Consider the following 25,990-nt stretch of genomic DNA (forward strand, 5'->3'; position numbering starts at 1 on the left):
AAGGGCGGGCATACAGGCATGCCCAAAAACAGCTAGAGGGCCTCGACCTCGAATTGGAGCTGCGGGTTGGCGTAGAAGTCCTGCGCCTCCACCAGCTTGAGCTCCGGCGAGTCGGCCTCGAGGGTCACGCGCAGCAGGTCGTAGACCGAAGACGCCGTCTTGGCCAGCGAGTCCTTCGCGTCGCGGCCGCGGAGGTAGTGGCCGGTGAACAGCGCGGCAGTGACGTCGCCGGAGCCGTTGCGCTTGAACGGCAGGCGCGGGGTGCGCACGATCCACTTACCGTGGTCGTCGACGGCGATCATCTCCACCGCGTCCTCGGGCGTCTCCGGGCGCTTAACCGACGTGACCAGCACGGTGGACGGGCCCATCTCGCGGGCGGCGTCGACGGCGGCCAGGGTGGAGTCGAGGTCGGTGACGTCGCGCTCGGTCAAATACCCCAGCTCAAACTGGTTCGGGGTGATGATGTCCGCCGCCGGCACGATCGTGGAGCGGAACAACGGCGGGATCGTGTCGGCGACGAAGCAGCCGGACGTCGCCGAGCCCATCACCGGGTCGCAAGTGTAGATGGCGTCGGGGTTCTCCGCCTTGATGTCGCGCACGGTGCCCACGATCACGTCGGCGATTTCGGGGGATGCCTGGTAGCCGGTGAGGATGCCGTCGATAAGCGGGAATGCGCCCCGGTCCTTGACGCCTGCGAGCACCGCGGCGACGTCGTCGGCAGGGATGATAGGCCCGCCCCACGCGCCGTAGCCGGTGTGGTTGGAGTAGTTCACCGTGTACACCGGCCACACCTCGTGGCCGATGCGCTGCAAAGGAAAGACCGCTGCCGAGTTGCCGACATGGCCATACGCGACAGCGGACTGGATGGAGAGAATGTTGCTCATACGAGCATTTTAGAGCTCCGGCGACACCAGGATCTTCACGGCGGTCTCGTTGCGGTTGATCAGGGTGTCGAAGCCCTCGTCAACGACACCGTCGAAGCCGATCTTGCCGGTGATGAACGGCTTGAGGTCGACCTTGCCCTCCTCGACGAGCTTGATGGTCTGCTCGTGGTCGTGGGCGTAGCCGATGATGCCGCGGATGGTCAGCTCCTTCATCACCACGGCGTGGATGTCCAGCTCGGCCTTCTTGGACCAGATGGACTCGACGACCAGGGTGCCCTTGAGCTTCAAGCAATCGACGAGCTGGTCAAGCACGACGTTGACGGAGGTGCACTCGAAGGCAGCGTCGACGCCCTTGCCGTCGGTGATCTTCTGCACCTCTTCCTTGAGGTCCTGCTTGGACGGGTCGATGGCGTGGTCGGCGACACCGGCGTCGAGGGCCTTCTGGCGGCGCAGCTCGGAAAGCTCGGAGACGATCACGGTGCAGCCGTACGCCTTAGCGACGGCAGCCGTGAGCACGCCAATCGGGCCAGCACCGCCGATGAGGACCACGTCGCCCTCGCCGGCCTCGGAGGCGACGAATGCGTGGTGGCCGACGGACAGCGGCTCGATGAGCGCGGCCTCGTCCAGCGGCACGTCGTTGTTGATCGGGTGGACCCAGCGGCGCTGCACCGCGACCTTCTCGGACAGGCCGCCACCACCACCGGCAAGGCCGATGAAGTTCACGTCCGGGTGGAGGTTGTACGGGCCCGGCTCCTTCGGGTCGACATCGTCCGGAAGCACGTACGGCTCGACGACGACGTGCTGGCCGACCTCAAGATCGTCCACGCCCTCGCCCAGCGCGGCGACGACACCGGAGAACTCGTGGCCGAGCGTGACCGGCGGCTCCTCGCCGGTGATCGGGTGCGGGTGGCCCGGCTTCGGGCAGAAGATCGGGCCCTCCAGGTACTCGTGGAGGTCGGTGCCACAGATGCCGCACCAGGCGACGTCGATGAGCACCTCGCCCTTGCCTGCCTCCGGTGCGTCGATCTCCTCGACGCGGATGTCCTTCTGGCCGTAGTAACGCACAGCGCGCATGTGAAGCTCCTCTCGGTAGAACAACCTGCTTACGTGCACAATTCTACCGAAACGTAGGACTAATCGCTGGGCAACGGCTCTGTGGGCTCGGCCACGGAGACCAGCACGGTGCGGGTCTTCACCCGGCCGCGGCGGTCGCGGCCGCCCTCGGCGGTGTAGCGCACCCCGGCGCGGAGAATGGAGGCGCCCGGCAACGGCACGCGCCCCAGCTCATACGACAACAGCCCCGCCACCGTGTCGACGTTGTCGGTGACGTCCTCGGGGTATTCCAGCTCGTAATCCAGGTTGTCGGCAAGGTAGTCCACCAGGTCGTCCAACGGCAGGCGCGCCTGGACGCGGAACAGGCGCGGCTCCACCTCGGTCACCGGGGCTTCCTCGTCCTCGTCGTATTCGTCGGTGATTTCGCCGACGATTTCTTCCAGCAGGTCCTCCATGGTGAGAAGACCTGCGACGGTGCCGTATTCGTCGATAAGTATCGCGATGTGCGTGTTCGACTGCTGCATCTCTTTGAGCAGCACGTCCAGCGGCTTCGAATCCGGGAGGAACAGCGGCTCGCGCATGAACTCGGTGATTTCGGTGGCGGGGTCGAGCGGGGTGCCGCGGTCGTCGAACATGTCCTTCAGGTACGCCACGCCGACGATCTCGTCGACGCTCTCCCCGATCACCGGCACGCGCGAATGCCCCGAGCGCACCATGAGCGCGGTGGCCTGGCGGGCGGTTTTCTCGCCCTCGATCCACACCATCTCCGGGCGCGGCACCATGACCTGGCGCGCGTAGCTGGACGCGAGGTCGAAGATGTTTTGGATCATGCGGCCCTCGGTGGTTTCCACCACGCCCTTTTCCTGGGCGACCTCGACCATCTCGCGCAGCTCGACCTCGGTGGCGTACGGCCCGTCGCGGAAGTCCTCGCCGGGGTGGAACAGGTTGCCAACCCAGATCAACAGCTTTGCGACGGGCCCGAGCACCGCCTGGAACACCCCCAGACCCTGGGCCGCTTTCAGCGAAATGGTGTAGGGGTTGCGCTTGCCCGCGGTGCGCGCGAACACCCCGACGATGGAAAATTGCAGCAGCGTGACGACGACCACCGCCACCGCGATCGCCCACCCATCGGAGTCGAGCAGGTCCATGGCAAGCATCGCACCGGTGACGGACGCGAGGACATCCAGGACCGTTTTCACCAGGACGAGCGTGTTGACGTGGTTCGCGCGGTGGTCCACCACCCGCAGAAGCGCCTCGGCGCCCGGGGTGTCGTCTTTGACCATGCCCTCGACGCGGGCGCGCGAGATCGGCGCCAGCGCCGATTCGATCGAGCCGAGCAGGCCGGACAGCAACAGCGCGGCGATGGTGATGGCCGCGTAGACGAAGGTCAGCGTCACTCGGCGCCCTTCATCAACTTATCCAGCTCGTCGCGGTCCGCGGCCGACGGGAAGGCGTGCGCGCCGGTCGGCTTCGGCTGGTACTCCACGCCGCGGCGTTTCAGGTCGTCGTACCAGTCCGCCAAGATCTCGTTTTGCAGGGCGAACATCTCGCGCTCGTCTTTCGGCTCGATGTGGTCGTAGCCCAAAAGGTGCAGCACGCCGTGGACGGTGAGCAGCGCCATCTCGTGCGCCAGGTCGTGGCCGGCCATCTCCGCCTGCTTGCGGTCGTAGGCCGGGCACAGGATGATGTCGCCGAGCATCGCCGGTCCCGGCATGTCCGCGTCGGGGCGGCCGCCGCCGGGGGTCAGCTCATCCATGGGAAAGCTCATCACGTCCGTGGGGCCCTCCAGGTCCATCCAGCGCACGTGCAGATCTGCCATCGTGGCTTCGTCCACGAGCGTGATGGTGGCCTCGGTTTCGGGGTGGACGTCCATGGAGCGCATGGCGAACGACGCGACGTCGATAAGCATTTGCTCATTGACCTCCGCCTCGCCGGACTCATTTAGCACTTCAATGCTCACTGGTTCGCCTCCGCTTCCCGCTCGGCCTCGATCGCCTGCTGGCGCTTCTCGTAGCGCAGGGCGTTCTGCGCGTCGTGGCGGTCGTACGCTGCGACAATGCGCGAAATCAGGTGGTGGCGCACCACGTCGCCGGCGCCGAGCTCCTGGAACGAAATGTCGTCGATGTCCGCGAGGATGCGCCGCGCCACCCGCAAGCCCGAGACGGTGCCGCGCGGCAAATCCACCTGGGACGTATCACCCGTGACCACCATCTTCGAGCCGAAGCCGAGGCGGGTGAGGAACATCTTCATCTGCGCGCCGGTCGTGTTCTGCGCCTCATCCAGGATGACAAACGCGTCCGAGAGCGTACGCCCGCGCATGTAGGCCAGGGGCGCGACCTCGATGATGCCGGCCTCGATGAGCTTCGGAATGGCCTCCGGGTCCATCATGTCGCGCAGCGAGTCGTACAACGGGCGCAGGTACGGGTCGATCTTGTCCGAAAGCGTGCCGGGCAAAAAGCCGAGCTTCTCGCCCGCCTCCACCGCCGGGCGGGTCAAAATGATGCGTTTGACCTCTTTGTTCTGCAGCGCCTGGACCGACTTCGCCACCGCGAGGTAGGTCTTGCCGGAGCCGGCAGGCCCGATGCCGAAGGTGATGGTGTTGTCGTCGATCGCGTCGACGTAGGCGCGCTGGCCGGCCGTCTTCGGGCGGATGACCTTGCCGCGGCGCGAGATGATCTCCTCGCCGAGGATGTCGGTCACGGACCCGGGCGCCTCGGCCTCCATGATGCGCACCGCCTGGATCACGGTGTCCACCCCCAGCGGGACGCCGCGGCGCGCCATGGACTCAAGCTCCTCGACGACGCGCAGCGCGTGCGCCGCCTGCTCCGCGTGCCCCTTGACGGTCAGCTCGGTGCCGCGGGCATGGAAACCCACCCCGAGCTGGTCCTCTAGAACCCGCAGGTTGTCGTCGTTGATCCCCAGGACGGACTGTGCGTACGCCGAGTCGAGTTCGACCTTGCGCGTCACCATTTCTTCCATGGGGGCCAACCCTACCAGCGGGAGGTCAACGCCCCGATGGCGCAAAGCCCCGCAAACGCCGCCGAGGCGGTGCGCAGCACCTCGGGCCCGAGCCTGACCGGGCGCGCGCCGAGGACCTCCAGTTCGTCCTCGCCGATACCGCCTTCGGGCCCGACGATCAGCCACACGTCTTCGCCGAATTCGACGTCGCGGATTGAGTCGGTGGCGTCCTCGTGCAAAACCAACGCGAGTTCCGCGTCACGGACGAGATCTGCCAGCTGGTTCGTGGTCACCGGGTCGCGCACCTCCGGCACCCACGCCCGGCGCGCCTGCTTCGCGCTGGCCAAAGCCTGCGCGCGCCACTTCTCCACCTGCTTGGCCTGCTTGTTCGCCGGCCACCGCGCGATGGTGCGGTGCGAAATCCACGGCACGATCCGGTCGGCCCCGGCCTGCACAGCCAGGTCCACGGCCAGCTCCGCGCGCTCGCCTTTGGGCACCGCCTGCACCACCGTCACGCGCGGCGTGGGTTGCGGCACGAACTGCTGCTTTTCGACGACTCCGTCAACCCGACCAGGCCCCACCGACGTGACGCGGGTGACGGCGGTGGTCCCTTGGCCGTCGATAAGCATGATGTGCTCGCCGGGTGCAATGCGCTTGACGTGGGCGTGCTTGGCCTCTTTACCAGTGAGTACCCCGGCGGCCGGGTCCTCGGTGAGGAAATACGGCAGGCTCATCGGCGGAAGCGGTCACGCATGCGGGAGAAGAAGCCCTCGCCGTGCTCGACGGACTCGACGTGGACCTCCGGGTTGTCCGGGTGGCCGTCGCGCAGGTCGGTCAAGGCGGCGCGCTCGTCGTTGGTCAGGGCGGTGGGCACGGTGACCTGGACGTGGGCGATCATGTCGCCGGCGCCCTCGGCGCGCAGCCTCGGCATGCCCTCGCCGGGCAGGTGGATCGTGTCGCCGGGCTGGGTGCCGCCGGGCACGTCGATCGTGGTCTGCTTACCGGAGAGGTTGTCCACGGTCAGCTCAGTGCCGAGCGCTGCGTCGTACATCGGCACGGTCAGACGCACGTGCAGGTCGTTGTTCTCGCGCACGAACACCGGGTGCGGTTTGACCTGCACCTCCACGTAGAGGTCGCCGGCGGGGCCGCCGCCGTGGCCGACCTCGCCTTGGTCCGCCATGCGGATGCGCATGCCGGAGTTGATGCCGGCGGGAATGTTCACCGTCAGGTCGCGGGTGGTGCGCACGCGGCCGTCGCCGGCGCACTGGGTGCACGGGTCCTTGATCACTTCGCCGTAGCCGTGGCAGGTGGGGCACTCGCGGGTGGTCATGACGTTGCCCAAGAACGACTGCTGCATCTCCTGGACCTGGCCCGCGCCGCCGCAGGTGCCGCAGGGCACCGGCTTCGCCTCGGTTTTGGAGCCGGTGCCGTGGCACTTCTCGCACAGCACGGCGGTGTCCACGGTGACGTCCTTCTTCACACCCGCGAAGGCTTCTTCGAGCGTGATGGCGGTGCGCAGCAGCGCGTCGTTGCCCGGCTGCACGCGCGAGCGGGGCTGGCGGGCACCGCCGCCGCCGAAGAACGCCTCGAAGATGTCGCCGAGTCCCCCGCCGCCGAAACCGGCAGCGCCACCCATGCCGCCGCCGGCCTCCATCGGGTCGCCGCCGCGGTCCACGATCGCGCGCTTCTGCGGATCCAGCAGCACCTCCTGGGCGGCCGCGATCTCCGCGAACTTCTCGGCCGCCTCCTCGGACGGGTTGACGTCCGGGTGGTACTTGCGCGCCAGTTTGCGGTACGCCTTTTTAATCTCCTGCTCGGTGGCTTCCTGGTCCACGCCGAGGATGCCGTAGTAATCGCGAGCCATATCTTCCCTTCTATTCGCCCCGCAAGATGCGGCTGATGTAGCGGGCCACGGTGGCAACCTTTTGCATGGTACCGGGGTAGTCCATGTGGGTCGGACCCACTACCCCGAGGCCGCCGAGTGCTTCGTCGCCCGAGCCGTACGCTGTTGTAACAATCGAGGCGTGTGAAAATTCCTCGTCCTCGTTTTCGCGCCCGATGCGCACGCTCACCCGCTCGAGCTCTTGTGCGCCGGCCAGTAGCTTCAGCACCACCACCTGCTGCTCAAGCGCATCAATCACGCCCTGCAAGCCTCCCGACGGCACGACCAAGTTCGACGAGCCCGCAATGATCAGCCGGTCCGGCGCCGCGTCCACCAGCGTGGTGATCAGCACTTCTGCGGCGCGTGAGGTGGGGTCGGCGAGGTGGGGCGGAGCTTTCGTCGATAAGCGAGAAAGCGCCTCGGAGGCGTCGCGCATGGTTTGGCCCACTAGGGCCTCGTTGAGCAGGTCGCGCAGCAGCCGCACTCCCTCCGGCCCGATCGGCGCCGAAAGCTCCACGTTGCGCTGGTCCACACGCCCCGCGTCGGTGATCAGCACGAGCAGCAGCCGCGTCGGAGTGAGCTCCACCACCTCGCAGTGCTTCACGCGCGAGACGGTCAGCGTGGGCAGCTGCACCACCGCCGCCTGGTTGGTCAGCTGTGCGAGCAGCTGCACAGAGCGGCGCAGCACGTCCTCCAAATCCACGCCGTTTTCCAAAAAGTCCAAAATGGCGTGGCGCTCGGCGGCGCTCAACGGCTTGACGTCGTGCAGCGCGTCCACGAACGCGCGGTAGCCGGCCTCGGTGGGGATGCGGCCCGACGAGGCGTGGGTCTGCGAGATGTAGCCCTGCTGCTCCAGCACCGCCATGTCGTTGCGCACCGTTGCGGACGATACCCCCATCTTGTGACGCTCCACCAGGGATTTCGACCCCACCGGCTCCTGGCTGGCAATGTAGTCCGCCACGATCGCGCGCAGCACCGCTTGGCGCCGCTGGTCCGCAGTACCCATAACGCCTCCTTACTCGGCTGCCAGGATATCGGTGATGATGCCGTCTGCAAGCAGCCGGCCGCCATCTGTCAGCCGCAGCCTGTCGCTTTGCTCCAGCAGCCCCGCGCGCACATGCCTATCGACGACCTCCCGTGCCCCCGCCCCGACCCAAGCTGCCGGGATACCTTCCTTCAGCCGCAGGCCGAGCATGACTGCCTCGGTGTGGGCCTCTTCGTCGGTGATGGCCTCGCGGTCCTGGATGGGCAGCGTGGCGCTGGCAAGCAACTGCGCATACGTTTCGGGGCGTTTGACGTTGAAGAAACGCTCGGCGCCGATGAAGCTGTGCGCGCCCGGGCCCGCGCCCCACCACTGCTGGTTGCGCCAGTAGATGAGGTTGTGGCGACACTGCCCGCCCGGCTTCGCCCAGTTGGAGACCTCGTACCAGTCATAGTCGTGGGCGGCGAGCGTGTCGGCGATGATCTCGTAGCGGTCCGCGTAGACGTCCTCCTTAGGCGCGGGCAGCTCACCGCGGCGGATCTTGCGGGCCATGGCGGTGCCGTCTTCGACGATGAGCGAATACGCGCTGACGTGGTCGACGTCCGTGGCCAGGATGGCGTCGAGAGTGCGGCGGACGTCGTCGTCGGTTTCGGTGGGCGTGCCGTAGATCATGTCCAGGTTCACGTGCGCGAAACCGGCGTCGCGGGCCTCGCGGGCAGCGGCGACGGCGCGGCCCGGGGTGTGCTGGCGGTCCAGCACGCGCAGCACCGGCGTAGAGGCGGACTGCATGCCCAGGGAGACGCGGGTGAAGCCGGCGTCCAGCAGTCCCGCGAAGTAGCCGGGGCTGGTGGATTCCGGGTTGGACTCGGTGGTCACCTCCGCGTTTGCTGTGAGTCCGAACGTGTTGCGGATGGCGGTGAGGATGCGCCCGAGCCCGTCGGCGCCGAGCAAGCTCGGGGTGCCGCCGCCGATGAACACGGTGTCGGCTTGGGGCAGGCCGCGCGCGGCGGCGAGCTCGAGCTCGCGCTCCAGGGCATCTAAGTACTGGGCGTGGGAGGAATCCACCTCAGTTGGGGTGTAGGTGTTGAAGTCGCAGTACCCGCAGCGCGTGGCGCAAAACGGGACGTGGACGTAAACGCCGAATGAATCCATGGCCTTAAGGCTAGGCGCCGCGGCGGGAACGCTTGGCGGCGACCTTGGCCACGATCCGGTCGATGCGGGCGCGCTCCTCCAAAAACTCCGGCGGGTTGGACCCGCGCATGGTGCGCACGAACGCCGGGTGGTCCAGGCAGACGGTCTCCACCCAGCCCACCACGGCCTCCTCGACGATCTCGCCGACACGGGCGTACATCTGCGGCAGCGACACCACGCCGAGCTCGCGGGCGACCATGTCGGTCTGCTCCAGGCAGTAGGACACGATCTCGCCTAAGTGCTGCACCACCAAGTCAGTGCGGCCGGTCAGCGCGTCCTGCATGGTCTGCACCGAGAACGGGGCTTTCAGGGGGAAGAGGTCGTTCAAACCGGAGGCGTCGAGAAGCTCGGGCTCCGGAATGCGCTCCTCCGGTTTCGCACCTGCGGACAGGTGGCCGGCGGCGCGGCCCGAGGTCAGCGCCTGGCGCAAACCGATCAGCTCCGCCACCACGCGGCGGGCGTCCTGGCGCGCATCGTCGACGATCTCCACGAACTCGGCGAGGCAGTCTTCGGTGAGCTCGCCGTCGTAATCGGCGATGGCCTCAGCGAGGTGCTCGGTGTACTCCGCCACCTCGTCGCCGATGTTGTAAATCTCCTGCGTGAGCTCGCGGTGCCGCAGCACGGCGGCAGTCTTGTGCATCGCAAGCCCTCCTTGGAAACGCCTGTGGGAAGTGACAAATTGGCATGCTATGCCACAGGCTCAAAGGAGGAAGGAAGGCGCGCCGAACTAGCGCTGATACAGCTTGTCGATGTCGTCCTGGAAACGCTGGAACACCACGTTGCGCTTGACCTTCATCGTCGGGGTCATCTCGTCGTGCTGCTCGGACAGGTCGCGGTCTAAGATGCGGAACTTCTTAATCGCCTCGGCGCGCGAGACGGTGGCGTTGGCCAGGTTCACCGCGTCCTGAACCTCCGCGCGCAGCGCCGGGTCCTGGGCGAGCTCGGAGACCTTCTTGTTCGCCGGGATGTTGCGGTCGGCCTTCCAGCGCTTGAGCTCTGCCTCGTCCAGGGTGACCAGCACGCCGACGAACGGCTTGCCGTCGCCGACCACCAGCGCGTTCGCGATCAGCGGGTCCTGGCGGATGATCTCTTCCATCGGGCCGGGCGAGATGTTTTTGCCGCCGGCGGTGACGATCAGGTCCTTCTTGCGGCCGGTGATGGACACGTAGCCGTCGTCGTCCACCTCGCCGAGGTCGCCGGTGTTGAACCAGCCGTCCGTGAGCGTCTCCTCGGTGGCGGCCGGGTTGCCCCAGTATTTGTGAAACACGCCGGGGCCTTTGAACTCGATCTCGCCGTCGTCGTTGATGCGCACCGAGTAGCCGTTGACCGGCCGGCCCACCGTGCCGATCTTGTTGGCGTGGGCGTTGTTCACGCAGGCCGCCGCGCACGTTTCGGTCAGGCCGTAGCCCTCGTAGACCGGCACGCCCATGCCGCGGAAAAAGTGCGATAGATCCGCGCTCATGGCCGACCCGCCGGTGATGCCGTACCAGACGGAGCCACCCATGGCCTCCTTGATTTTGCCGTAGACGATCTTGTCGTAGACCGCCCGCTTCGCCTTCTGCAGCCGCGACGGGCCTTCAGCGGTGTCCAGCGCCTTCGAGTACTCGATGGCGGCCTTCTCGGCCTCCAAGAACATGCGCTTGCCAATCGCGGAGCCGTCGGCGGCCTTGTTGTAGGCGCCCTCGCGCACCTTCTCAAACACGCGCGGCACGCCCACGACCAGGTTCGGGCGCACGCGCTGCAGCTCCATTGTCAGCGTTGAGGTGTCGGACCAGTGCGACTGCGTCGCGCCCGAGATCGTCCACGCCAGCGACACCGCGCGCGCCAGCACGTGCGCCAGCGGCAAAAACGTCACCATGCGCTGGCCGGGGAAAGACACCGAGCCGATCTCGTTTTCCAGAAGCGCCCAGCACTGGTACGCCCAGTTGCCGTGGGAAATCTCCACGCCCTTCGGCCGGCCGGTGGTGCCGGAGGTGTAGACGATGGAGCCGAGGGTTTCGTGGCGGGTGGCGGCGACGCGTTCGTCGATAAGCGATTGCTCGACGTCGCGCCCCTCAAACTTCAGCGTCTCCACGCCCGCGGCGTTGAACTCGTAGATGCGCTCGAGCTTTGATGGGGAGTCCGCGAACTTCGGCTTGCCCGTCTCGTCCAGCAGAAACGGGCTCATCAGCTGGGTGTGGTCGCGCGTTTCTGTGAACGCGATTTTCGCGCCGGAATCCTCCAGGATCCACTGGATCTGGTGCATCGAACTCGACGGGTAGATCGGCACCGAGGCGGCACCGGCGGCCCAGATGGCGAAGTCCACCAGCGACCACTCGTAGCGCGTCGACGACAAAATGGCCACGCGGTCCCCCGGCTGGATCCCGGCGGCGACGAGCCCCTTGGCAACCTCGTAGACCTCCTCCAAAAACTCCGCAGCCGTGACCGAGACCCACTCGTAGTTGCGCGGCCGGTAGTACAGCACCAGGTGCGGGCTCTGCTCGCAGGTGCGAATCAGCCGGCTGAGGCACGTGTCCGTGTCTTTGAGCGTGAATCCAAGTTCCGTGGTGTGCGCGTTTGAAGGCATGGTGCCCAAGACTACCCCAGCGTGCGGGCCTGAGCTTTGGCACAATGCGTGGCGTGACCAACGCTCAATTGCTGCACGCCCTCGCCGAGTCCTATGGTTTCGGCACGTCCTACCGCGCCTCGAACGGGCTGGTCACCGAGCCGCCCGCCGAGTCCTTTATCAAGCTGCTGCGAGCCTTGGGGCTTTCGCTTAACGACGAACCTTCGGACGAGGAACTCCAATTCCACCTCGACGCCCGCAGCGAATTCTGGGCGACCAGGCCCATGCCGCCGTGCGTGGTGGCCACCGAGGGCACGGAGAAGCACTTCAACGTGCACGTCCACGACGGGCACTACGCGCACTGCTGGATCCGGCTGGAAGACGGCTCCTCGCGCGACGCCCACCAGGACGAGAACTGGGCGGCGTCGTTTACCGCCGCCGACGGTGTGGTGTGGGGCGAGGCCACGTTCCACGTGCCGGGCGACCTGCCCGCCGGCTACCACGAGCTGCACTTGGAGTCCGACAACTTGGACGAGGTCTGCCCGCTGATCGTGGTGCCGGAAACCTTGTCCACCACCGCCGAGGTTGTGCAGGACCCAGTGTGGGGTGTGATGGCGCAGCTGTACTCGGTGCGCTCGCTGGAGTCCTGGGGCATCGGCGACTTCAACGACTTGGGCGCGGTTGCCGAGGCGGTGGCGGCCGAGGGCGCGGACTACCTGTTGATCAACCCGGTGCACGCCGCCGAACCCGTCCCGCCGATCGAGGACTCGCCGTATCTGCCAACCTCCCGCCGGTTTGTGAACCCGATCTACATCGCGGTGGAGCAGGTGCCGGAGTATGCGCTGTTGGACGAGGGGGACCGGAGGGACGTCGAGAAGCTTGCTGCGGAATTCAAGGCGATGAACCACACCGCGCAGCCGTTGGAGCGCGACCGGATTTTCGCCGCGAAGCTCGCGGCGCTTCGCACCCTGTTTTACCTCTCGGCGGCGGACGAGGCGCGCACGCGGGACTTCGAGCTGTTCTGCCTGGACGAGGGCGAGGGGCTGCGCCAGTTCGCCGAGTGGTGCGCGGCGCAGGCCAGCGAGTCGGAGCACCACGGCGCGCCGAAGCACGCGGGGCGCGACCCGCAGGAGCTGGTGCAGTTCCACATGTGGCTGCAGTTCATCGCCGACGAGCAACGCCGCGTGGCGCAAGAGCGCGCGGTGGCGGCCGGGATGCGGCTGGGCATCATGACGGACCTGGCGGTGGGCATCCACCCCGGCGGGGCCGATGCGGCGACGTTGCACGAGGTGCTGGTTCCCGACGCCTCGGTGGGCGCGCCGCCGGACCAGTACTCGCAGCAGGGCCAGGACTGGTCGCAGCCGCCGTGGAACCCGCAGCAGCTGGCCGAGGCCGGCTACGGGCCGTGGCGCGACCTTTTGCGCACGGTGCTGCGCCACTCGGGTGGGATCAGAGTGGACCACGTGCTGGGTCTATTCCGCCTGTTCTGGCTGCCGCGCATGGACACCCCGATGCACGGCGCGTACATGAACTACGACTTCGAAGCCATGGTCGGCGTATTAGTGCTCGAGGCGCAGCGCGCCGGCGCCGTGGTGGTGGGCGAAGACCTGGGCACGTTCGAGCCGTGGGTGCAAGACGTGCTTCGCGACAAGGGCATCCTCGGCACCTCCGTGCTGTGGTTCGAGTCCGTGCCGCCAGAGGCACCGCGGCCGTCGCAGCAGTACCGCAACTTGGCGCTGACCGCGGTGGGCACCCACGACCTGCCGCCCACCGCCGGGTACCTGGAGGGCGCGCACAACGCGCTGCGCCACAAGCTCGGGCTGGTCAAAGAGTCGCTGGAGGAGCTCAACGCCACCGACGCGGTGTGGATCTCGCAGGTGCTCGCCGCCGCCCAGGCGGAGGGGGCGTTCGACAATTCCCCGCTCGCTGACGTGGACTTCCACGACCGGGACCTTGGCGAGTACGACGACGTGGACACCCTCGTCGAGGGGCTGACCCGCTTCATCGCCTCCACCCCGTCCGCAATGACATGCACGAACCTGGTGGACATGGTGGGCGACACCCGCATTCAAAACCAGCCGGGCACCAACCGCGAGATGTACCCGAACTGGTGCATCCCGCTTTGCGACGCCTCCGGCACCCCCGTCCTCATCGAAGACCTCCCCGACGTCGCGCTGTTTCAGCGCATCGCGGCCGCGAGCGCGCGTTAGAGCGCCCCGGCCAGCGCCGCGACGACGACGAGCGCGATGAGCACCCACATCACCTGGGTCACCCGCGACTGCGGGTACTTGCGCTGCGGCTTGGGCAGCTTTTGATCCTGCTTGCGCAGCTCTTCCGGGTTGGCCATGGTGTGTAAGCCTAGCGCCGCGAGCTAGCGGCGGGAAACCAGGCGGGCCGCGGCTCGCGCGACGCCGTCGATAACGCGCAGCAGCGCGTAGCCGGCCGCGGCAGACAAAGGCGCGGCGGCGGCGAGGAGCACGGGCACCTGCAGCCAGGGGCTTAAGCCCATCACCCAGCCGAGCAACACGCTGCTCATCAGATCAGGCCCATCATGTAGCCGATCGCCGGCACGAGCGCCGCCACGGCAGCCACGATGCCGAGGGTGATCAGCAGCGCATTGGCAACGCTGCGGTCGCGGGTCTCCTCCGCGGTGTCCTCGCTGCTTTGCGCCTCGTCCTCCGCTGGGGCCTCAGGCGTGACCACGGGCGCCTCACTCGGCACACTCGACGGCGTGGCCGCGCCGACCGGGATCGGCGCCTGCAACGTCGCGGCCGGGATCACCACCGACCGCTTCGTCGGCCCAGCAATGTGGATGGTGTTGCCCGATACGGAGGTCACGGCGGGCGACGGCTCGCGGGTGACCTCCGCAACGGGGGTCACCACCGTGCTGCGCACCGGGGACGGCGCCGCCGGCGTTTTCCTGCTCGGCGAGGGCGACGTTGTCGTCGCAGCGAGGTGGGAGCGGAGGAAGGTGTCGATGCGGGAGTCGTCGTAAAGCGCACCGCTTTGCAGCGAGCTGGCGCGCTCGAAGCCGACGATCTCCTCGCCACTCTCGTCCACGAGCGCGTTCGCCCCGGACATCACGCCGACGAGCCCGCGGCCCGGCGCGTAAACCGGCCCGCCGGAGTCGCCGTAGTCGGGCATGCCTGGGGCGTCGAAGTAGATGGTTTTCTCGATCATGCCCACAAATGGCCCGCACGAGGCTTCGGTGGTGCCGCCGTGGGAGGCGTAGCCGTGGTAGCACAGGGTCTCGCCGGGTTCGAGATCCTGGATGGGCACGTACTCGCCGCCGTAGGGGTTTGCGCCGACTTCCACGCCGTTGAACCAGTAGATAACCGCCCAGTCGTTGGCGTTGGAGGCGCCGTAGTAGGCGGCGGCCGGGTAGATCATGCCGGCAGGGGTGGACATTTCGCGGCCCTTGCTGTCGGCGAGGTAGACCAGCGAGCCGGTTTGCCACCCGTAGTCGCCGTTGTCGGCGCAGTGGCCCGCGGTGTAGCTGCGGCGCTGCTCAGGGTCGTTAAAGCCGATTGTGCAGGCGGTGAGGGTGTCGTTGTGCTGGTTGTCCACGAACATGCGGGCGCCTTGCTTGACCACGAGACGCTCCGCCGCCGGCGCCTCCGCCCCACCGACGAGACCAGAAGCTGCCAGCGCAACAGCCGCGGCCGACGCGGCAATACGTGCGCCCGCACGGGGGCGTCGCACTGTTGCGTCCGCCATACAGCTTTCCTTGTCTTTTAAAGGTGGTTCGACTCCGAGAACTGTACCGCACCAAACTGCGGAAACGGTAGACGAGCGCAGCTACACGGCGCTACGCATCGGTGCCGGCGAGCCCGCGGCGCTCGAGCAGCGGGCGGGTGTCCTTGTCGCGGCCGCGGAACGCTCGGTATGCCTCCGCGTAGTCGCGCGAGGAGCCCTTGGACAGGATCGTCTCGCGGAACGTCGCGCCGGTTTCTCGGTTGATGCCCTCCTCGGCGACGAGCTGGTAGCCGTCCGCGTCCAACGCCTCGGCCCACAGGTAGGAGTAGTAGCCCGCGGAGTAGCCGCCGGCGAAGATGTGGTTGAACCAGGTGGAGCGGTAGCGCGGCTCCAACCCTTCGACGTCCAGGCCGAGCTCGCGCAGGACGTCTGCTTCGAAGGCGTCGATGTCCGAAGGGACGTCGCCAGGCAGCGAGTGCCACGCAAGGTCGATCGCTGAGGCCGCGAGGTACTCGGCGGTGGTGAAGCCCTGGCCGAACTGGCGCGAGGCGTCCATCGCCTCCAGCAGCGGCGCTGGGATGACCTCGCCGGTGTCCACGTGGCGGGCGTAGTTGCGGGCGATCTCCGGGGCGAAGGCGTAGTTCTCGTTGATCTGGGAGGGAAACTCCACCCAGTCGCGCGGGACGTTGGTGCCGGAGTGCGAGGGGTAGCGCACGTCGGAGAGCAGGCCGTGCAGGGCGTGGCCGAACTCGTGGAACAGGGTGGTCACCTCGTCGATAGTGAGCAGGTTGGAGCTGATCGACATGACGTTGACCACAACCGGCTTCGTCCCGGCGAGGTGGGACTGGTCCACAAACGAGCTCATCCAGGCGCCGCCGCGCTTGGACGGGCGGGCGTTGTAGTCGGTGAGCAGCAGCCCGATGCCGGTGCCGTCTTCTTCCTTGACCTCCCAGACGTCCACGTCCTCGCGGTAGCCGGCCAAATCCTCGCGCTTTTGCACCGTGACGCCGTAGAGCAGGTTCGCGGCATAGAACACGCCGTCGGTGAGCACCTGCTCGAGCGGGAAGTACTTGCGCAGCTCCGCCTCGTCGATGCCCAGCTCCTCCTCGCGTCGCTTCGCCTGCCAGTACGGCCAGTCCGCGCCACCGAGCTCCTCGCCGGCCAGTTCGCCGGCGAGCTTGCGCTCGGCCTCGGCGTTCGCGGCCGCCGCCGGCGCCAGGTCGGCGATGAGCTGGCGCGCTGCCGCGGCTGTGCCGGCGGTCTCCTCCGCGATGACGTAGTCGGCGTGCGTGTCAAAGCCGAGCAGCTTCGCGCGCTCCTGGCGCAGCGCCACCGATTCCAGCACGATGTCCGGGTTGGTGTCCTTGCCGCGGGCACGGGAGGCGTCGAAAAGCTTGTGACGCGCGGCAGACTCTTCGAGCTCCGATTGCAGCGCCTGGGTGGTGGGCAGCTCGATCGGCACCACGTAGCGCCCGCCGTCCTCGTAGGCGGCGAGCTGGCCCTCGGAGAGCCCCGCGAGCTCGTCGCGGGTGAACTCCACCGCGAGCTTCTTCGTGTCTGCCAGCAGGTTGCGGCCGAAGCGCTCGGACAGCTCGCTCAAGCGCCGGTTGATCTCCTGCAGGCGCGACTTGCCCGCGGCGTCCAGGTCGGCGCCGCGGCGGGTGAAGCGGCGGAGCAGCTCGTCGTGAAGCCTGCGCGATTCGGCGTCTTCCGGCACATCGACGCCCTTAATGCGCTGGTAAAGCGCGTCGTTTTGGTAGATCGAGTCCACGTGCGCAGACAGCTTCGGCACGATGCGGTCCGCCACCGCGTCGAACTCGTCGGTGGAATCGGTGCCCTGCAGGTTGAAGAACCAGGACATCACCCGGTCCAAGTCTTGGCCGGCCAACTCGAAGGCTTCGACGGTGTTCGCCCACGTCGCTTCCGCCGCCGTGGTGATGTCGGCGATTTCGGCGGCGTGGCGTTTGAGTGCCTCTTCAAACGCCGGCTCCACGTGCTCCAGCCGGATCGCGGCGAAGTCCGGCAGGTTGTACGGCAGGGTCGAGGGGGTCAGAAGCGGGTTTGTCATGGCGGTCAGTGTATGCGGATACGATCTGGCGCATGGGTGAAACGGAAATCACATGCGCGGCCGGCACCATCGTGGGCACCACCCGCGGCGGCAAACGCGTCTTCGACGCCATCCCGTACCTCGCCGAGACCCGCCCCTTCGACGACCCGGCGCCCGTCGAGCAGGGATTGCTTATCGACGCCACCGCGCCGAACCCCAACGCCCTGGCCATCAGCACCCCGGCGAGCGCGCGGCCCGGCACGGACTGTCCCGTGATCGTGTGGCTCTCGCAGCCGGTGGAGCCGGGCGACGGCATCGTCCACGTGCACGTGCCCCACCGCCGAGGTTTCGAGGGCTTCCTCCCCTTCGCCGCGGACGCCATCGGGCACTTCCGCGGTGTGGCGGACGTCAAGCTCGCCCTGCGCTGGGTCCAGCAAAACATCGAGGCGTTCGGGGGTGATCCCACCAACGTCGCCGTCGTCGGCGCCGGCGAGGAGGCCGCGGTGGCGCTGTGGCTGTGTCGGCGCGACCACTACGCCGGCGAGTTCCGCCGCGTGTGGGCCGCGGATCCGGTGTTCCCGCGCGCGCCGTACGAGAAACGTAAGTGGATCGTGCGCTACCTACTGTCCGCGCCGCTGACGCGTGCGAAGCTCAACGAGTTGGCGGAAAATCGGCCGGCGCGGCTTGGGCGGAGCTATCGTCGATACGCAAAGTTCTTCGGACCCATGGGCCCGCAGCCTTACGACGCTGCCGAGCTCGCCGACCTCGCAACCGTGCGCGTCGAAGAAGCGCTGGACCCGCACGCGATCGCGGAATTTGCCCGCTAGTTGTTCAGGTTGCCCTTGAAGGTGACGTTGCCGATGGTGAACTCCGCGTCCCACAGGTTGCCGGTGGACACGTCGAAGGGGTACTTCGCGTTCACAGTCGCGCCCGGGCCCAGCGGGCGGTCCAGGCCCACGATGTCCACGCCGGCCTCCTCCGCGATGGGGACGAACTTCGCGTCCTTCATGTTCGGGTTCGAGGTGGAGTTGACGTTGTAGCGCAGCTTCGGCTCGAGGGCGTCCTCCGGCAGCGGGGCGTCCGACTCGTTGGTGATTGCCACCACCACGACCGAGCCGCCGTTCGGCGCGTACGAGGAGCCCTGCCACTTGTAGGACAGCTCCATCGCCGGGTCCTTCATCCGTTCGCCGGTGGTTTCGTCGCTGACCAGCGGCTCCGCCTCGTTGACCTCGAAGGGCTTGCGCTGCACACCGATGCGGTCGTCGGCCTGACCCTGCGGGGCATCCTCGGCGGCGGTGACCTGGGTGGAGCTGACGGTGTCCTCCCCCACCTCGGCGTCCGCGCAGGCAGAAAGCGCCAAGGCGGCTGCCAGGGCTGCGGAGGCCAGGGCGGCCTTGGGGCGGCGGGTGCGGTGGGACATGTGCGCCTCTTCTGTTGTCGCGGTGGTTTTGACAGTTCTGCCCCACTTTACAGCCCTAGTAGGGTGTCGAAATTATGCAGTCTTTGATGCGCGTTATCCGCAGCGCTTCCGCCCTCTGGCCTTTCTATATCGCCGTTGTGGCGGTCTCGACGCTGGTGGCGGGTTTGGGGTTGGTCTCGCCGTTTCTGATTCGGGAGGCGACGGACACCATCGTGGCCAAGCTTGGCGACGCCTCCCTGCCCGACCCCACCCGCACCGTCATCTGGCTCGCCGTGGCACTCTTCGCCGCCGAGGCGTTGGCCTCAGTGCTGCGCAACGTCTCCGGCTACTTGGGCGACGTGATGGTCGCCCGGATCCGCCAGATCCTGTCCACCCGGTATTTTGCCAAGCTGCTGGCGCTGCCGCAGCGCTACTACGACAACCAGGTCACCGGCACGATCATCGCCCGGCTGGACCGCTCAATCGCCAACGTCACGCAGTTCATCCAGTCCTTCACCAACAATTTCCTGCCCATGCTGATGCAGGTGGTGGCGATTTTGGTTATCACCGCCTACTACTACTGGCCGCTGACGGTGCTGCTGGCCCTGCTGTTCCCGCTCTACACCTGGCTCACCGCGCTGACGTCGAAGCGCTGGCAGGTGTTTGAGAAGAACAAAAACGCCAACATTGACCAAGGCAACGGCCGCTTCGCCGAGGTCGTGGGCCAGGTGAAGGTGACCAAGTCCTACGGCGCCGAGATGCGCGAGCTGGAGAAGTTCGGCCGCCACTACACCAACACCGTGGACATCACCCGCCCCCAGTCGCGCTGGTGGCACTCCATGGACACGCTGCGCGGCGTGGCCATGAACCTGATTTTCCTGGGCATCTACCTCATCTTGTTCACCCGCACCCTGGACGGGCACTTCACGGTCGGCGAGATGGTCATGCTCATCCAGATGGTCACCATGGCGCGCCAGCCGGTGACGATGATGAGCTGGATCGTGGATTCCGCGCAGCGCGCCATCGCCGGCTCGCGCGACTACTTCAAGGTGATGGACGAGCCGGTCGAGCCGACCGCGAACCGGCAGCTCGTCGAGGCGACGAAGGCGTCGGACATGCCGGAGGTCGTCGCTAAGCAGCAGGCTCCCCTGCAGGTGCGCGAGCCGGTCATCGCTTTCGAGGACGTCACCTTCGAATACATGGAGGGCGAGCCTGTGCTTCACAGCGTCAACTTCGCCGCCCACGAAGGCGAAACCATCGCGCTTGTCGGCGAATCCGGCGGCGGCAAATCCACCATCGTGAACCTGCTTTTGGGGCTCTACCCCATCACCCGCGGCCGGCTGCGCGTGTGCGGCGAGGAGCTGTCCGAGCTGGACGTCGAAAAACTGCGTGCCACCACCGGCGTGGTGTTCCAGGAGGCCGCGCTGTTTTCCGGCTCGGTGTTTGAAAACATCGCCTACGGCAAGCCGGACGCCACGCTCGAGGAAGTTGTGGAGGTGGCGAAGCGGGCCAACGCGCACGAGTTCATCATGAAGTTCACCGACGGCTACGACACCGTCATCGGCGAGCGCGGCCTGCGGCTTTCCGGCGGGCAGCGCCAGCGCGTGGCCGTCGCGCGCGCAATGCTCAAAGACGCGCCGATTCTGATCCTGGACGAGGCCACCTCCGCCCTGGACACCAAGGCCGAGCGCGCCGTGCAGGCCGGCCTGGACCAGCTGATGGAGGGCCGCACCACCATCATGATCGCGCACCGTTTGTCCACCATCGCTGGGGTGGACACGATCATCACACTTCGCGACGGACACGTGGACGAAATCGGCTCGCCTTCCGAGCTGGCCGTCTCCGGCGGCATCTACTCCGAGCTTTTGCGCCTGACCGCGTCGTCCTCCGCCGCGGACCGGGAACGCCTCAAGGCGTTCGGGTTCCACGTCGACGGCGCCGGTGGCGACGAGGACGAAGACGACGACGGTTCTATCGAGGCGTAGTCCTAGTCACGAGGATCGATCCTCTGGTCGACGTAGGCGTCTACATCTTCGCGGAACTGCTTGAAGTCCACCTTCGGCGACCCTTTAAGTGCGACAATCAGGTCTTCTTTCCGCGCGAACCGAGGTTTTCTCAATGGCCGGAGTTCCCCCACCGGCTGCGAATTGCTTGTAATCATCTCGGTCATACACCGAACGCAGCACCGCGTGCCACGCCTGAGGAAGACGAAGAGTAGGCACTAGCCCGCGGACGGCGCGCTTACCCCCTAATATGCCCATCTGTGCGAAAACTCATCCTTTCGGTGCCGATGATGGCGGTGGCGCTCATCCTGTGCCTGGCCAGCTTGCTGGTGGGCTGGTACCAGCACAGTTACGTGCCCTTCTACACCACGGACCGGCGCGATGTAGAGGATTTTTTGGTCTACTACCGCGGCGCGAAAGCGTTCTGGGACAGCCCGAACGTTTACGAGTCCCTGATCAACACCGGCGCGGCGGGAGAGCTGCCGTACTCCTACCCGCCGTCGTCGCTGCTGTTCTTTTCCCCGCTGACGCTGTTCGGGGAGACGGTGGGCCTGGTGTTGTTTTCGCTGGTGTCGCTGGCGGCACTCTGGTGGGTAATCACGCTCACGCTGCGCAGGTGCCGCATCGACGATGCCGGCAAGTGGGCGCTGGTGGCGCTGCCGCTCGCGTTCTGGATCGACCCGATCCACAACACCTTCCACCACGGCCAGGTCAACATCGTGCTCATGGCGCTGGTGCTCACGGACCTGTGGTGGGACTCGCCGAAGCGTAAGTACCTGCCCACGGGCGTGCTCACCGGCGTCGCCGCCGCGGTGAAGATGACGCCGGCCCTGTTCGGGCTGTACTTCATCTTTACCCGCAACTGGAAAGCGCTGGCCGCGACGTTTCTCACCGGCGTGATGTCGCTGGGGGTTGCGGGTGCGGTGAAACCGGCGGCGCTGGGGTACTACTTCACCACCCAGATCGGGCAGATGTCCGGTGTGCTGGGACTGAACCGCGCGCACAACCAGTCCGCCCGCGGCCTGGTCGCCCGCTTCGTGCCGGCAGACGCGCAGACGTACTTCACCGCGATCATGTTCGCCGGCATCCTCGCCCTTGCGCTTTTGGCGCTGCGCAGCCTGCTCGCCGCGCGCGCCAACGAGGCGGCGGTGCTATGCGTCGCGCTGCTGTCGCTGCTCGTCGCCCCGATTACCTGGCAGCACCACTACGTGTGGGTGGTTCCGCTGTGCATCGTCATGGCCGTCGGCGGCATCCGCAACGCCAACCCGTGGCCGCCGTTTCTGGTGGCGGTGTATTTGACCATCTCCACGATCTTCATCCCGCACAAGCAGATCCTGAACCCGATGGCCACCACGCCGGACTCGTACACCGTGCGCGACTTGGCGCAGTCCAGCCTGGTCGTGTGGGCGATTCTGGTGGTGTTTGTGATGTGGGTGCAGGCGCGGGGCTTCGTGCTCGTCGATAGGCAAAAGCCCCTGCGTTTTACCCAGTTCGTGGCCTTTCCGCCGCTGGTGGCCTACGCGGTGCTGAGTACCTTTGCCACGGCGTGGTGGCGCAAGATGGAATCGCCGATGCTGTCGGCCTACGAGGGCGTGTTCCACCCGCTGGAGCATCTGCAGATGCTGCGCGGGGCGGGCGACGGTTTCTTCGCCGAGCCGGACATCTACTCGGTGGCGTTTAGCTACCCCGACGGGCGGCAAGACTACTTCCTGCATCCCCCGGTGACCATGCTGTTTGGCAAGCTGCTCGGCGCCGGCGAGATGGGCACGTGGGAGGCGTTGCACACCATCGCGGGCACGCTGGCGGTGTGGTGGATCATCTACCTGCTGTTCAAGCGGTTCCGGTGGCCGTCGCCGGTCGCGTGCGCGACGGTGCTGCTGCCGGCGGTGCTGTGGCTGGACCCGGTGCGGTTCAACTTCTACTACGGCGAGCTGACTATCTTCGCCGTGGCGTTCATGGCGACGGACCTGTGGTGGACCCGCCCCGGGCAGTGGCAGCGCTGGGTGCCTGAAGGCCTACTCACCGGCATCGCCGCGGCGTTTACCCTGCGGCCTGCGGTCTTCGCGCTGTATTTCCTCTTCCGCAAGGACTACCGGGCGCTCGGCTGGATGGCGGGCGCGTTCGCGTCCTTCACCGCGCTCGGTGCGGTGGCGCGCCCGGGCATGACAGCCGCGTATTTCACCGACTACGTGCTGCACATCGGCGAGCGCTACGACCTTTCCCAGGCGCAGAACCTCACACTGTTCGGCGCGGCCCAGCGGTTCACGGGCGCAGACGGCGCGAGCGCGCTTTGGGTGCTCGCGGTCCTTGCCGCCGGCGGCGCGCTGATCTACGCCGCCCGCGTTTTTATTCAGCGCGGCGAGACACCGATGGCGGCACTCAGCCTCGCACTGGTGGCACTCACCGCATCCTCCTGGGCCCCGCCGTACGCGTGGGCGTGGATGCTGCCGGGCGCGTTGATCATCGGCGAGTTCGCGTGGCGCCGCCGCGACATCCCCGCGCTGCTGACCACCCTTGTCTACCTGGGGCTTTCCACCGTGTTCGTGCCGCATTCGCAGTTCAAGAACATGGACACGATCGACGGGCGCGACCGGGTCATCGGCGACTGGGTCATGTCGTCCGTGGTGTGGTGGACGCTGCTCGCCGCCGCGGTGTTCGCCGTGTGGACCTCCAAGCATGCCAAGAGCGATGATGGCTACCGTGGGCCCCATGCAATTCCCCGACCTTCACACCCTGCAAGCCCGCGGCACGAGGAAGTGGACGCAGTTCAACCCTGACGTGCTGCCGCTGTTTATCGCGGAGAGCGATTTTCCAACCGCGCCCGCTGTGAAGCAGGCGATCGTGGATGCGGCCGAGCGCGAGATGTTCGGCTACACGCCCGCCCCGCACGCGCACCGGCTGGGCGAGGCGGTCGCCGGCTTCTACGCGGACCGTTACGGCTGGCGCCCGGACGCGGAGGAGATCTTCCCGGTTGCGGACGTGGTGCGCGGCGTAATGCTGGCCATTCAGTACTTCACCGAGGGCGATGTCGTGGTCCCGGTCCCCGCCTACTTCCCGTTTTTGGACGTTGCGGAGGTCGCGGGGCGCAAGCGTATCGACGTCAACTCCGCCGGCGGCCTCAACCTGGCCGAGGTCGAGGCCGCGTTTGCCAACGGCGCGGGCAGCATCATCGTGACCAACCCGTTCAACCCGGGCGGCTACGTGTTCACCGAGAAGCAGCTCGACGAGGTCTGCGCCTTGGCGCGCAAGTACGGCGCCCGGGTGATCGTGGACGAGATTCACGCCCCGCTGGTCTACGACGGCACCCACGTCTGCGCCGCGGCGAACAACCCGGACGTGTGCATCACCGTCACCGCCACCTCCAAGGCGTGGAACGTCGCGGGGCTGAAGTGCGCGCAGATGATCTTCTCCAACGACGAGGACGCAAAGACCTGGAACGCGATGTCGGGCGTGGCCAAGGACGGCGTGGGCACCCTGGGCATCGTCGCGGCGGAGGCCTGCTACGACCACGGCCGCGAGTTCTTGGACGAGGAGATCGCCCAGCTCAAGGCCAACCGCGACTGGCTGGTAGAAAACCTGCCGAAGGCGGTGCCGGGCATCGAGATTGAGGTGCCGGCGGCGACCTACCTGATGTTTTTGAATTTCAAGAACACCAAGCTTGTCGACGAAAAACCTGCCGCGTGGCTGCGCCGCCACGCCAAGGTGGCCATGAACGAGGGAATGGACTTCGGCCCCGGCGGCAAGCACCGCGCGCGGATGAACTTCGCCACCTCCCCGGAGATCCTCGAAGAGGCGGTGCGGCGGATTGGCGGAGCCGTCGCAAAGCTTTAGCGTTTCACTTTATGGAACCCTATTCCCATCTAGCGGTCGGATGGTTTAGACTCTAGGGAACTTCAACCCAATTAGAGAGGACCAACCATGGGTTCCACAGTGGTGTCACAGCCTGAAGGTGGCTCGCAGCGCTCCGCCAGCGCGATCGTTGTCACCAGCCTCGCGCTGTTTTCGATGTTCTTCGGCGCGGGCAACCTCATCTTCCCGCCCATGCTGGCCGTGGAAGCCGGCGACAACTTCTGGCCGGCGCTCATCGGCTTCCTCGCCACCGCTTCCCTGCTTCCGGTGCTGGCCGTGATCGCCATCGCGCTGTCCGGCTCGAACCTCCGCGACCTGGCGCAGCGCGCCGGCTCCATCTTCGGCGTAGTCTTCCCGGTGCTGGCGTACCTGTCCATCGGCGCGTTTTACGCGCTGCCGCGCACCGGCGCCGTCTCCTTTGAAACGGCGATCACCCCGCTGTTCGGCCTCGAATCCTTCGCGGCCTCCGCCGTGTTCAACGTGGTGTTTTTCGGCATTGCCCTGGCGCTGAGCTGGAACCCCACCACCATCATGGAAAAACTGGGCAAATTCCTCACCCCGGCACTTCTAGTGCTGTTGGCCGTGATGATCTCGGTGTCCGCGTTCCGCTGGAGCGCCGAACCGGCCGCGCCGAACGAGCCGTACGACGACGGCCCGCTGTCCGCCGGCTTGCTCGAGGGCTACCTCACCATGGATTCCATCGCCGCACTGGCGTTTTCCATCGTGGTCATTTCCACCCTGCGCCACCGCGGCTTCAGCGAGGGCAAGCAGCTTGTCAACGGCACCATCACCGCCGGTGTGGGCGCCGGCCTGATGCTGGGCCTGGTCTACATCGGCTTGGGGCTGATCGGCCGCGTCATGCCGAACGCCAGCGAGTTCGACAACGGTGCCGGGCTGCTCGCTGAGGCCGCCAACCTGACCATGGGCGGCGCCGGCCAGGCCGTGTTCTCCGCCATCGTGCTGCTGGCCTGCCTGACCACCGCGGTGGGTCTGATCACCGCAACCGGAGAGTACTTCTCCGAGCAGTTCGCAGGCTCCTACCGCCTCTGGGCCGTGATCTTCGCGGTCGCCTCCATGGTGATCGCCACCCAGGGCCTGGAGTTCGTCATGGCCATCGCCGCACCGGTGATTGGCTTCCTCTACCCGCCGGCGATCACCTTGATCGTGCTCACCCTCATCGAGCCGGCCTTCCGCGGCCGCACCCGCTTCAGCTGGGCGTTCTTCCTGCCGCTGTGGACGGCCGTGGTGTGGTCAGCCATCGAGACGTTGATCTCTCTGGAGTGGGGTGCAGATGCCCTGACCCCGATTGTGCAGTGGGCGCCGATGTTCGACGCCGGGCTCGGCTGGGTTGTGCCGGTGGTCATCGCCTTCGCCATCGGCCTTGTCGTGGACGTCACCCGCCCCAAGCCCGCCATGATCCCGGGCACCATGGAATCCGTCGAGGGCGAAGACCTGTCCGCGGAGGGCGACGCTGTCCCCGTCCTGCAAGCCAAGGACTAGT

Annotated in this window: 22 protein-coding genes; 6 read left to right on the plus strand and 16 right to left on the minus strand. The window is 66.9% G+C overall.

The genetic code is table 11. From position 1 onward, the window contains the following. Positions 1–32: 32 nt before the first annotated feature. The 11 genes from pdxY to CAFEA_RS08415 form a co-directional block, all read right to left on the minus strand. Positions 33–884: a pyridoxal kinase PdxY gene (pdxY, locus tag CAFEA_RS08365; RefSeq protein WP_063938008.1), complete on the minus strand. Its 852-nt coding sequence runs from the start codon at positions 882–884 to the stop codon at positions 33–35. Positions 885–893: 9 nt separating this feature from the next. Then, positions 894–1,958, minus strand: a complete 1,065-nt coding sequence (locus CAFEA_RS08370) for a 2,3-butanediol dehydrogenase (protein WP_063938006.1) — start codon at positions 1,956–1,958, stop codon at positions 894–896. 59 nt (positions 1,959–2,017) lie between these two features. Beyond that, positions 2,018–3,334, minus strand: coding sequence for a hemolysin family protein (locus CAFEA_RS08375; RefSeq protein WP_063938004.1), 1,317 nt, complete (start codon positions 3,332–3,334; stop codon positions 2,018–2,020). Further along, positions 3,331–3,897 (minus strand): rRNA maturation RNase YbeY, encoded by a 567-nt coding sequence (gene ybeY / locus CAFEA_RS08380; protein WP_063938002.1) that lies wholly within the window; start codon positions 3,895–3,897, stop codon positions 3,331–3,333. The genes CAFEA_RS08375 and ybeY overlap by 4 nt, the downstream gene beginning before the upstream one ends. Then, positions 3,894–4,916, minus strand: coding sequence for a PhoH family protein (locus CAFEA_RS08385; RefSeq protein ID WP_063938000.1), 1,023 nt, complete (start codon positions 4,914–4,916; stop codon positions 3,894–3,896). Before CAFEA_RS08385 ends, ybeY begins: the two co-directional genes overlap by 4 nt. Positions 4,917–4,927: 11 nt before the next feature. Next, positions 4,928–5,629, minus strand: a complete 702-nt coding sequence (locus CAFEA_RS08390) for a 16S rRNA (uracil(1498)-N(3))-methyltransferase (protein ID WP_063937998.1) — start codon at positions 5,627–5,629, stop codon at positions 4,928–4,930. Next, the gene (gene dnaJ / locus CAFEA_RS08395) at positions 5,626–6,759 is read right to left on the minus strand and encodes a molecular chaperone DnaJ (protein WP_063937996.1); all 1,134 of its coding nucleotides are present in this window, start codon (positions 6,757–6,759) and stop codon (positions 5,626–5,628) included. The genes CAFEA_RS08390 and dnaJ overlap by 4 nt, the downstream gene beginning before the upstream one ends. Before the next feature lie 10 nt (positions 6,760–6,769). After that, positions 6,770–7,783, minus strand: coding sequence for a heat-inducible transcriptional repressor HrcA (hrcA, locus tag CAFEA_RS08400; RefSeq protein WP_034998299.1), 1,014 nt, complete (start codon positions 7,781–7,783; stop codon positions 6,770–6,772). A 9-nt stretch (positions 7,784–7,792) separates the two neighbouring features. Continuing rightward, positions 7,793–8,911 carry a radical SAM family heme chaperone HemW gene (gene hemW / locus CAFEA_RS08405; RefSeq protein WP_063937994.1) on the minus strand — a complete coding sequence of 373 codons (1,119 nt, stop codon included), beginning with the start codon at positions 8,909–8,911 and terminating at the stop codon, positions 7,793–7,795. Between the two features lie 10 nt (positions 8,912–8,921). Then, entirely contained in the window at positions 8,922–9,590 is a 669-nt protein-coding gene (locus CAFEA_RS08410) for a hypothetical protein (protein ID WP_034998297.1), read from the minus strand. Positions 9,591–9,677: 87 nt separating this feature from the next. Beyond that, entirely contained in the window at positions 9,678–11,516 is a 1,839-nt protein-coding gene (locus tag CAFEA_RS08415; RefSeq protein WP_063938163.1) for an AMP-dependent synthetase/ligase, read from the minus strand. Between the two features lie 53 nt (positions 11,517–11,569). On the opposite strand from CAFEA_RS08415, the gene malQ reads away from it, so the two are divergent. Beyond that, positions 11,570–13,705, plus strand: coding sequence for a 4-alpha-glucanotransferase (gene malQ / locus CAFEA_RS08420; protein ID WP_063938161.1), 2,136 nt, complete (start codon positions 11,570–11,572; stop codon positions 13,703–13,705). Here malQ and CAFEA_RS08425 read toward each other — a convergent pair. From CAFEA_RS08425 to CAFEA_RS08440, 4 genes are all read right to left on the minus strand, one after another. After that, on the minus strand, positions 13,702–13,842 hold the full coding sequence (locus CAFEA_RS08425) for a hypothetical protein (protein ID WP_172796724.1): 141 nt from the start codon (positions 13,840–13,842) through the stop codon (positions 13,702–13,704). The two genes, malQ and CAFEA_RS08425, sit on opposite strands and share 4 nt — an antisense overlap. Positions 13,843–13,866: 24 nt before the next feature. Beyond that, on the minus strand, positions 13,867–14,031 hold the full coding sequence (locus tag CAFEA_RS08430; protein ID WP_156490103.1) for a hypothetical protein: 165 nt from the start codon (positions 14,029–14,031) through the stop codon (positions 13,867–13,869). Next, positions 14,031–15,212, minus strand: a complete 1,182-nt coding sequence (locus CAFEA_RS08435; protein WP_063937992.1) for a chymotrypsin family serine protease — start codon at positions 15,210–15,212, stop codon at positions 14,031–14,033. The genes CAFEA_RS08430 and CAFEA_RS08435 overlap by 1 nt, the downstream gene beginning before the upstream one ends. 91 nt (positions 15,213–15,303) lie before the next feature. Further along, complete coding sequence (locus CAFEA_RS08440; protein ID WP_063937989.1) at positions 15,304–17,259, minus strand: M3 family metallopeptidase; 1,956 nt, start codon at positions 17,257–17,259, stop codon at positions 15,304–15,306. A 32-nt stretch (positions 17,260–17,291) separates the two neighbouring features. Between CAFEA_RS08440 and CAFEA_RS08445 the strand changes: the two genes are divergently transcribed. Beyond that, entirely contained in the window at positions 17,292–18,065 is a 774-nt protein-coding gene (locus CAFEA_RS08445; protein WP_063937987.1) for a carboxylesterase family protein, read from the plus strand. On the opposite strand, the gene CAFEA_RS08450 is transcribed toward CAFEA_RS08445, so the two are convergent. Then, positions 18,062–18,658, minus strand: a complete 597-nt coding sequence (locus CAFEA_RS08450; RefSeq protein WP_063937985.1) for a hypothetical protein — start codon at positions 18,656–18,658, stop codon at positions 18,062–18,064. The genes CAFEA_RS08445 and CAFEA_RS08450 overlap by 4 nt on opposite strands. Positions 18,659–18,732: 74 nt before the next feature. Between CAFEA_RS08450 and CAFEA_RS08455 the strand changes: the two genes are divergently transcribed. The 4 genes from CAFEA_RS08455 to brnQ all read left to right on the plus strand — a co-directional run bounded on the left by CAFEA_RS08455 (position 18,733) and on the right by brnQ (position 25,989). Further along, entirely contained in the window at positions 18,733–20,622 is a 1,890-nt protein-coding gene (locus tag CAFEA_RS08455; protein ID WP_063937984.1) for an ABC transporter ATP-binding protein, read from the plus strand. A 278-nt stretch (positions 20,623–20,900) separates the two neighbouring features. Continuing rightward, positions 20,901–23,417 (plus strand): glycosyltransferase 87 family protein, encoded by a 2,517-nt coding sequence (locus tag CAFEA_RS08460; protein ID WP_082855685.1) that lies wholly within the window; start codon positions 20,901–20,903, stop codon positions 23,415–23,417. Beyond that, on the plus strand, positions 23,350–24,471 hold the full coding sequence (locus CAFEA_RS08465) for a MalY/PatB family protein (protein ID WP_076589967.1): 1,122 nt from the start codon (positions 23,350–23,352) through the stop codon (positions 24,469–24,471). The genes CAFEA_RS08460 and CAFEA_RS08465 overlap by 68 nt, the downstream gene beginning before the upstream one ends. 87 nt (positions 24,472–24,558) lie before the next feature. After that, positions 24,559–25,989: a branched-chain amino acid transport system II carrier protein gene (gene brnQ / locus CAFEA_RS08470; protein ID WP_063937980.1), complete on the plus strand. Its 1,431-nt coding sequence runs from the start codon at positions 24,559–24,561 to the stop codon at positions 25,987–25,989. The last annotated feature ends 1 nt before the right edge of the window (position 25,990 follow it).

The sequence above is a fragment of the Corynebacterium afermentans subsp. afermentans genome (assembly GCF_030408355.1).
In the GTDB taxonomy this organism is placed as follows: Bacteria; Actinomycetota; Actinomycetes; order Mycobacteriales; family Mycobacteriaceae; genus Corynebacterium; species Corynebacterium afermentans.

Excerpts from the sequence above, each read along its gene's own strand:
- pdxY (WP_063938008.1), bottom strand. The coding sequence starts at position 884 with ATGAGCAACATTCTCTCCATCCAGTCCGCTGTCGCGTATGGCCATGTC.
- CAFEA_RS08370 (WP_063938006.1), bottom strand. The coding sequence starts at position 1,958 with ATGCGCGCTGTGCGTTACTACGGCCAGAAGGACATCCGCGTCGAGGAG.
- CAFEA_RS08385 (WP_063938000.1), bottom strand. The coding sequence starts at position 4,916 with ATGGAAGAAATGGTGACGCGCAAGGTCGAACTCGACTCGGCGTACGCA.
- CAFEA_RS08390 (WP_063937998.1), bottom strand. The coding sequence starts at position 5,629 with ATGAGCCTGCCGTATTTCCTCACCGAGGACCCGGCCGCCGGGGTACTC.
- dnaJ (WP_063937996.1), bottom strand. The coding sequence starts at position 6,759 with ATGGCTCGCGATTACTACGGCATCCTCGGCGTGGACCAGGAAGCCACC.
- hrcA (WP_034998299.1), bottom strand. The coding sequence starts at position 7,783 with ATGGGTACTGCGGACCAGCGGCGCCAAGCGGTGCTGCGCGCGATCGTG.
- hemW (WP_063937994.1), bottom strand. The coding sequence starts at position 8,911 with ATGGATTCATTCGGCGTTTACGTCCACGTCCCGTTTTGCGCCACGCGC.
- CAFEA_RS08410 (WP_034998297.1), bottom strand. The coding sequence starts at position 9,590 with ATGCACAAGACTGCCGCCGTGCTGCGGCACCGCGAGCTCACGCAGGAG.
- CAFEA_RS08415 (WP_063938163.1), bottom strand. The coding sequence starts at position 11,516 with ATGCCTTCAAACGCGCACACCACGGAACTTGGATTCACGCTCAAAGAC.
- CAFEA_RS08425 (WP_172796724.1), bottom strand. The coding sequence starts at position 13,842 with ATGGCCAACCCGGAAGAGCTGCGCAAGCAGGATCAAAAGCTGCCCAAG.
- CAFEA_RS08430 (WP_156490103.1), bottom strand. The coding sequence starts at position 14,031 with ATGAGCAGCGTGTTGCTCGGCTGGGTGATGGGCTTAAGCCCCTGGCTG.
- CAFEA_RS08435 (WP_063937992.1), bottom strand. The coding sequence starts at position 15,212 with ATGGCGGACGCAACAGTGCGACGCCCCCGTGCGGGCGCACGTATTGCC.
- CAFEA_RS08440 (WP_063937989.1), bottom strand. The coding sequence starts at position 17,259 with ATGACAAACCCGCTTCTGACCCCCTCGACCCTGCCGTACAACCTGCCG.
- CAFEA_RS08445 (WP_063937987.1), top strand. The coding sequence starts at position 17,292 with ATGGGTGAAACGGAAATCACATGCGCGGCCGGCACCATCGTGGGCACC.
- CAFEA_RS08450 (WP_063937985.1), bottom strand. The coding sequence starts at position 18,658 with ATGTCCCACCGCACCCGCCGCCCCAAGGCCGCCCTGGCCTCCGCAGCC.
- CAFEA_RS08455 (WP_063937984.1), top strand. The coding sequence starts at position 18,733 with ATGCAGTCTTTGATGCGCGTTATCCGCAGCGCTTCCGCCCTCTGGCCT.
- CAFEA_RS08465 (WP_076589967.1), top strand. The coding sequence starts at position 23,350 with ATGCAATTCCCCGACCTTCACACCCTGCAAGCCCGCGGCACGAGGAAG.
- brnQ (WP_063937980.1), top strand. The coding sequence starts at position 24,559 with ATGGGTTCCACAGTGGTGTCACAGCCTGAAGGTGGCTCGCAGCGCTCC.